A 4,245-nucleotide genomic window follows, 5' to 3' on the forward strand; every position below is an offset into this window, starting at 1 on the left:
GGGGTAGATGAAGGCGGTTTTGCCGGTGGTGCGGGTGGTGTTGGTGATGAGGTTGGGTGTGGGTTGGTTGTGGGTGAGGGCTTTGAGTCCGGTGGCGAGTTCGGTGGTGGTGGTGCCGATGATGACGGCCCGGTGATCGAAGTGGGTCCGCGTCGTGGTGAGCGCATGCGCGACATCAGCCGGTTGCAGGTCGGGGTGTCCGGTGAGGTGTGTGTGCAGGGTTTCGGCTTGTGCGCGCAGTGCGGTGGGGGTGCGCGCGGAGACGAGCCACGCCACAGGCGTTTCCGGATCCGGATCTGCGACAGGGACGGTTGCCGGTGCCGGGGGCTCTTCGAGGATGACGTGGGCGTTGGTGCCGGAGATGCCGAACGCCGACACCCCAGCCCGCCGCGGCCGGCCGTCGGGCCATGGCGTGTTCTCGGTGAGCAGGGCGACCTCGCCGGCGTTCCAGTCGACGTGTGGGCTGGCGTGATCGGCGTGCAGGGTCTTGGGGAAGGTGCCGTGCCGCATCGCCTGGATCATCTTGATGACGCCGGCGACACCCGCCGCGGCCTGCGTGTGGCCGATGTTCGACTTCACCGAGCCCAGGCGTAGAGGACGGTCGTCGGGCCGGTCCTGACCGTAGGTGGCGAGCAGTGCCTGGGCTTCGATCGGGTCGCCGAGGGTGGTGCCGGTGCCGTGGGCTTCGACGGCGTCGACGTCGGTGGGGTCGAGGCCGGCGTTGGCGAGTGCCTGGCGGATGACCCGTTGCTGTGACAGGCCGTTCGGTGCGGTCAGGCCGTTGCTGGCGCCGTCGTTGTTGATCGCCGAGCCGCGGACCACGGCGAGGATCGGGTGCCCGTTGCGTTCCGCGTCGGACAGCCGCTCCAGCAACAACATCCCGGCGCCCTCGGCCCAGCCGGTCCCGTCCGCACCGGCACCGAACGGCTTGCACCGGCCGTCCGGCGCCAGCCCCCGCTGCCGCGAGAACGTGATGAAGATCGAGGGTGTGGTCATGACCGTGGCGCCGCCGGTGAGGACCAGGTCGCACTCACCGCTGCGCAGTGCCTGGCACGCCTGGTGCAACGCCACCAGCGACGACGAGCACGCCGTGTCCACCGTCACCGCCGGACCCTCCAGGCCCAGCGTGTACGCCACCCGGCCCGACGCGACGCTGCTCATCGCCGACGTCGCGAAGTAGCCTTCGAGCCCGCTGTCGGGGCGGGTGAGCAGCCGCGTCCCGTAGTCGTTGTAGATCACGCCGACGAACACGCCGGTGCGGCTGCCGCGCAGGCTCGCCGGGTCGATCCGGCCCCGCTCGATCGCCTCCCACGCCGTCTCCAGCAGCAGCCGCTGCTGCGGGTCCATCGCCGCCGCCTCACGCGGACTGATGCCGAAGAACTCGGCGTCGAAGTCCGCGGCCTCCGCGAGGAAGCCACCCTCACGCGCGGACACCGTCCCCGGCCGGTCCGGGTCCGGGTCGTACAGGTCGGCGAGATCCCACCCCCGGCCCGGAGGCACTGGGGTGATCGCGTCCCCGCCGCCGGCGATCAGCTCCCAGAGGTCGTCCGGGGTGGCCACTCCGCCGGGGAACCGGCACGCCATGCCCACCACCGCGATCGGCTCATCGGCCGGCGACGACTCCCGCGCGACCGTGCCGGCCCCGGCGGACCCGGCTCCCTGCAGCAGTTCCCGTACGTGGTCCGCCAGCCGGGGCGCCTCCGGATAGTCGAAGATGACCGTCGCGGGCAGGACCAGACCGGTCGCGGCGTTGAGCCGGTTGCGCAGCTCGACGGCGGTCAGCGAGTCGAAGCCGAGGGCCTTGAACGGGCGGCGCTCGTCGAACGCCTCGGCGGCGCCGAGCCCCAGGACGGCGGCAGCCTCGGCGCGCACCAGCTCCGTGGCCATGCGATGCCGCTCGGTCTCGGTGGCCGAGGCGAACCGGTCCTTCCAGGGCAGGTCGGCGCCGGCCGCGGCGGCCCGCCGGGGTGCCGCACCGGCCAGCGTCGTCAGGACCGGCGAGAGCAGACCGGCCCGCGCCTGGGCCCGCATCGCGGGCAGGTCCAGCCGCGCCGGCACGAGCACCGCCGCGTCCACGGCCGCCGCCGCGTCGAAGAGCGCCAGCCCGTCGCGCACCGCCATCGGCGCCAGCCCGCCACGCGCCATCCGCGTGAGGTCCGCGTCGCTCAGCCGCGCCGTCATGCCGCCGGCCGGTTCCCAGACTCCCCAGGCGAGTGCGGTGGCGGGGAGCCCGGCGCTGTGGCGGTGTTCGGCGAGGGCGTCGAGGAACGTGTTGGCGGCGGCGTAGTTGGCCTGTCCGGGTGTGCCGACGGTGCCGGCGATGGAGGAGAAGAGGATGAACGCGGTGAGGCCCGTTTCGCGGGTCAGCTCGTGCAGATTCCAGGCACCGTCGACCTTGGCGCGCAGCACGGCGTCGACCCGCTCGGGCGTGAGCGATGCCACCGTCCCGTCGTCGAGCACCCCCGCGGCGTGGACCACCGCCCGCACCGGATGCTCCGCCGGCACCCCGCCCAGCACCTCGCGGAGCGCGGCCCGGTCGGCGGCGTCGCACGCGGCAACGGCCACTTCCGCGCCGAGCTCGGCCAGCTCGGCCAGCGGCCCCTCCAGCCCCTCGGCGCCGCGACCCGACCTGCTGGTGAGCAGCAGGTGCCGGACCCCGTGCTCGACGACGAGGTGACGCGCGAGCCGCAGGCCGAGACCACCGGTGCCGCCGGTGATCAGCACCGTGCCGGCCGGGTCGTACGCCGTGGCGGGACGCCCGTCCGCCGGCGCCGGCCGCAGGCGTGGCACGCGGACCGCACCGTCGTGCACCGCCAGCTGCGGCTCGTCGCCGGCCAGTGCGGCGTGCACCAGCTCCGGCGTCGCGGCGTCGTCGAGGTCCAGCACGACCAGGCGGCCCGGGTGCTCGGTCTGCGCGGACCGCAGCAGCCCCCACACGGGTGCCGTCGCCAGGTCGTCCATGTGCCCGGCGGCGGGTGCGGCCCCCCGGGTGACGACGGCCAGTCGCACACCGGCGAAGGTCTCGTCGCCGAGCCACGTCTGCAGCAGCGCCAGCGTCCAGTGGACGGCGGCGTGCGCGTCGGTCGCGGGCGACCCGCCGGCGCCGCCGGGCGGGGCGGCCAGCACCACGCCGGGCCGGGCCCCGCCGGCGGCGAGATGTGCCCGCAGCGCGTCCAGGCCGGGATATGTGTCGGCGTCGGGCAGCCGCAGCGGCGGGTCGCCGAGGACCGCGAGGACGACGGAGCGCCCGGCCTCGGCGGCCGGCGCGGCGATCCATTCCGGCAGGTACACGCCGCCGGCGGCGAGCGCGGTGCGGGGCGACGGCCGCAGCGCGAGCGAGGTCACCTCGGCGACCGGCGTGCCGTCCGTGGCCGTCATCGACACCCGCACGGTGTCCACCCCGGCGGGGGAGATGCGCACCCGCAGGGCCGTCGCGCCCGTGGCGTGCCGGCTCACCCCGGACCAGGCGAAGGGCAGCAGCATGCGGGCCGGGTCGTGGATCAGTCCCACGACGGGGTGCAGCGCGGCGTCGAGCAGCGCGGGATGCAGGCCGAAGCCGGCCGCGTCCTCGACGGCGACCTCCGCGTAGACGTCCTCGCCGTGCCGCCACGCCGCCTGTAGGCCGCGGAACGCCGGCCCGTACGCATACCCGTGGTCGGCGAGGCGCTCGTACAGCTCGGCGACGTTCTCGGCGACCGCGCCCCGCGGCGGCCACTGGCCGGTCGCCGGGCGCGGCGCGGTGCCGGCGGCCTCGACGGTGCCTGCGGCGTGCCGGGTCCAGGTGGCATCGGGATCGTCGTCGTCGGGCCGCGCGAACAGTTCCACCCGGCGCCGGCCGGAAGGATCGGCGGGCCCGAGCACCAGTTGCGTCCGCAGCGCCGCCTCGCCCGGCAGTACCAGCGGAGCCTCCACCGTGAGATCCCGCACGACGGGGAGACCGGCCCGGGCGCCCGCGGCGAGCGCCAGCTCGACCATCGCCGCACCGGGCAGCAGCACCGCGCCGCCGGCGACGTGGTCGGCCAGCCAGGGGTGCAGACGCGTGGAGATCCGGTTGGTGAACAGCACCCCGTCCGCGCCGGCCACCGGCACGGCCGCGCCCAGCAGCGGATGGCTCGTGGCCTGCATGCCGAGCGCCGAGGCGTCGGTGTCCGCGGTGGGGTTGAGCCAGTGGTGTTGGTGTTGGAAGGGGTAGGTGGGGAGGTTGGTGGGTTGGGGGTTTGGGGGTTTGGGCCAGGTGGTGTGGTG

1 protein-coding gene is annotated in these 4,245 nt (G+C 74.9%); it reads right to left on the minus strand.

Translation table 11 applies throughout. The features are described 5' to 3' along the window. On the minus strand, nt 1-4,125 hold a 4,125-nt coding region (locus ABZS58_RS50990), incomplete at its 3' end, for an SDR family NAD(P)-dependent oxidoreductase (protein WP_354792052.1). Nucleotides 4,126-4,245 lie beyond the last annotated feature (120 nt).

Source organism: Dactylosporangium sp. NPDC005555 (assembly GCF_040605635.1).
Lineage (GTDB): Bacteria > Actinomycetota > Actinomycetes > Mycobacteriales > Micromonosporaceae > Dactylosporangium.